Here is a 3,361-nt window from a genome sequence, read left to right as displayed (position 1 = left end):
GAGGTCAACGCGAATACGCTCCCGGCAAACGCGGACAGCACGGCAAGGCATGCCGCCCACGTGAACGCCTTTGCCGGACGGCTTTTCATGGCTGGGTTACTGCAAGCCGGCCAGCTCGGCATCGCCCTTCAAGGGCTCCGTGCGGCCCTGGGAAGCCTTGCGCAATTCGGCAATGCTGTCAGGCGTCAGCGCTTCGCTCCGGTTGCCCCACTGCGTGCGGACGTAGGACGCGACGGCTGCGATCTCCGCATCGTTCAACTGATCCTTGAACGCGGGCATGGCGCCGTTGTAGGCCGTCCCCTTGACTGTCAGCGGGCCGGTGACGCCATGCAGCAGGATCGCGCCCAGCGTATTGTCCTTGCCGTTCACCCACTCCGATCCTGCAAGCGGCGGGAACACCCCCGGCAGGCCGGCGCCGTTGGCCTGGTGGCAGGCTGCGCAACGCGACGCGTAGATGGCGGCGGCATCCACCGCCCCGCCCGCGCTCGCCTTTCCACCCGCCGAAAGCTCGGCCTCCACCCGGCCGTCGCCCCATTCGGAAGGCGTGTTGATATGCGAGAACGCGATATACAAGACGCCGAAGGCGCACATCAGCCCGACCAGGATGAGCAGGTACCAGGGCACGGGGTTGGCGTTTTCGTGGGGGTCTTCGTTTTCCCGCTTCTGCTGGGGCGAGATGCTGAACTCGTTCATGTTGTTCTCTCGAAAAATGCTCACTTTGCCTGCGGCTTGATTGCCGGATAGGTGTGGTCCAGCGACTTGAGATACTTCACGAGATCCAGCACCTCCTGCTTCGCCACCACCACCTTGCCGGCCGGCGCGTAACCCGGCGGCAGGTTGACGACCTGGTCGCCCTTCTCCGCCTTGTCCTTGATGTCGAACAGGTAGGGATAGCCGGGCATGATGCTTTCCGGGACATAGGCCCGCGGCTGGTACAGGTGGCCGAGATGCCAGTCATCGCTCGGCTGCCGCGCGCCGATATTGAACAGATCGGGACCGGTGCGCATGGTGCCGAGCAGCTGGGGCGTGTCGTAGGCATAGTCGCCCGCCACCGGCGCGCGTCCCCAGCCGCGTGCGGCATCGGGAGCAAAGTTCTTTGCCCGAGGCTGCTGCGAGTGGCAATAGACGCAACCGTTCTGGACGTACTGTTCGCGCCCGCGCCACTCGGCCGCCGTGTAGGGCTTCAGGCCTTCGGTCGGCGCCACGTCGCGCACCTGCATGTACGGCAGCACCACCAGCAGGCTGGTCGCCAGGCCCAGCATCACCATGCCGCCCGTCAAAAGCTTGAGTTCGTTCTTCATTCGACAGCCCTCCGCGTCGGGATCGTCCAGGAAAACAGCGCCGGCTGGCTGCGGTTGGGACCGAGGTTCAGCACCAGCGCGGCAAAGTGGGCGGCAAACACGATGTGCGACAGCACCATCAGCGCCCCGCCGATGCTGCGTCCTTTCAGATATGGAAGGGTTACCGTCACCGATTCCATGAACGGCTTGGCGGCATCGAGCATGGCCACGCCCTGCAGCCATCCGCCGATGGACAGCGTGACGAAGTAGACGGCAATCCCGATCGTGGCGAGCCAGAAGTGGGCGGCGATCAGGCTCGGGTACGGCCATTCGCGCCGTGTGATGCGCGGAACGATGAAGTACATCGCGCCGAAGAACACCATGGTGACGAATCCGTACAGCCCGAGATGCGCATGCGCCACCGTGAAATGCGTGAAGTGGGTGATGGCATTGATGCTGCGCAGCGCCTCGAAGGAGCCCTGCACCGAGCTCAGCGTGTACATGATGCCGCCGAGCGCGATGAAGCGCAGCGTCGGCGAATAGCGCAGCGCGCCCATGTTCCCCTTGAGGGTTTGGTACTGATTCACCGTGAACGCGGCGACCGGAATGATCATCATCATGCTTTGCACGATGGACAGCGTGATCATCCAGCCCGGCACCGGTCCGCCGATGAGATGATGGCCGCCGACCTGCCCGTAGAAGAAGGCGAGCCCCCAGAAGCCGAGCAGCGACAGGTTGTACGACTGCACGGGACGTCCGATCACCTTGGGCAGGAAATAGTAGACGGTCGCCAGCGCCAGAGGCGTGTAGAACAGGCCCAGCACGTTGTGGCCGAACCACCAGTTCATGGCCGCCTGCTGCACGCCCTTGTGCAGGCCGGGGATGTTCGCCACCAGGAACAGGACGGGGAACCAGAACAGCGCGCAACCCATATACCAGACGGAGACGTAAAGGTGCGAGACCTTCCGCTGCGTCAGCGTCAGCACCAGCGGCACGCCGACCAGCGCGCCGCCGGCAACGAACAGCAGGTCGATCTGCCACGGAATCTCCAGCCACTCCAGGCCGTCGGTGATGCCGGCGGCGATACTGCCCAGGCCGGAGATCAGCGCGGCGTTCCAGAGCGCCGCGCCCAGCAGCGCAAACTTGCCGCCCACCAGCGGCGTCTTCAACAGGCGCGGCAGGATGAACAGGGCGATGCCAAGACCTGCCATCGGCGCCCAGCCGTAGGCAACCGCATTCAGATGCAGGGTGCGGATACGTCCGAAGGTCAGCCAGGCGTACTGGTTCAGCCAGTCGGGCTCATGCAGCTTGATGGATGAGGTGATGCCGGCGGCCGAGGCCACCAGCAACCACGCGAAGGCGCAGCAGAAGAAGAAGAACACCAGCGGGCCGGTGGAAGCGTCTGCCGCCGCCCGTTCCTGCAGTTCGCGCGTCAGCGCGGGCGGCGCGGCCGCGTTTGATGGGCCCTGTCCTTCCTGCAGCAGCCGGCGGTCGCTGCCGGAACCGGCCGGCTCCTCGATACGTCCCAGTTCACCCTCGGCGAAGATGACCTTCGCTCCGTCGGGGTCCTTGTCGAGCAGACCTCTGCCCTGGGTCCAGATAAAAACAAGCAAGGCAATGACCGACAGCGTGAATGCGGAGAGCAGGATGGCGACGGTATTCATTGAGGGGTTCCTCTTTCTTGGTATTGTGCGGCCGGCTTTAAAGCAGTATTTAAGTTATTTCTTTAGGCCGAATCCTAGCACCCGGCATCAATTAAAGCAAGAACTCGTATGCATGTTTAAGATCGGGGAGGATTCGCCGCAAGCGACGCGGACAAAAACAATTTGCCATCGTCGGTCTTTCTGTTTAACATTTATTTGTAATACTTCTTTGAAGCGAGGCGAACATGGATGCAAACACAATGCCGCTGACCCGGGACAGCATTACGACACTGGTAGGTGATTTCTATGCGGATGTCCGGGCGGACCCGGAACTCGGACCTGTATTCGACGCCGTCCTCGCCGGCCATTGGGAGGAGCACCTCGATCGCATGGTCGACTTCTGGAGCACGGTCGTGCTGCATACCCACAGCTTTCGCG

3 protein-coding genes and 1 pseudogene are annotated in these 3,361 nt (G+C 63.0%); 1 reads left to right on the top strand and 3 read right to left on the bottom strand.

Annotation, left to right across the window (positions count from 1 at the left end; genetic code table 11):
• Positions 1-96: 96 nt before the first annotated feature.
• The 3 genes from VFF99_RS11305 to VFF99_RS11295 are packed head-to-tail and all read right to left on the bottom strand — an operon-like array spanning position 97 to position 2,944.
• Entirely contained in the window at positions 97-693 is a 597-nt protein-coding gene (locus tag VFF99_RS11305; protein ID WP_325017911.1) for a cytochrome c, read from the bottom strand.
• Positions 694-713: 20 nt separating this feature from the next.
• Complete coding sequence (locus tag VFF99_RS11300; RefSeq protein WP_325017909.1) at positions 714-1,301, bottom strand: cbb3-type cytochrome c oxidase subunit II; 588 nt, start codon at positions 1,299-1,301, stop codon at positions 714-716.
• Positions 1,298-2,944, bottom strand: a complete 1,647-nt coding sequence (locus VFF99_RS11295) for a cbb3-type cytochrome c oxidase subunit I (RefSeq protein ID WP_325017907.1) — start codon at positions 2,942-2,944, stop codon at positions 1,298-1,300. The genes VFF99_RS11300 and VFF99_RS11295 overlap by 4 nt, the downstream gene beginning before the upstream one ends.
• Before the next feature lie 224 nt (positions 2,945-3,168).
• Here VFF99_RS11295 and VFF99_RS11290 point away from each other — a divergent pair.
• A pseudogene (locus tag VFF99_RS11290) lies at positions 3,169-3,361 on the top strand (group III truncated hemoglobin); the annotation flags it as partial.

The organism is Noviherbaspirillum sp., from assembly GCF_035654295.1.
Lineage (GTDB): Bacteria > Pseudomonadota > Gammaproteobacteria > Burkholderiales > Burkholderiaceae_D > Noviherbaspirillum.
This window is presented reverse-complemented; position numbering and strand designations above follow the sequence as displayed.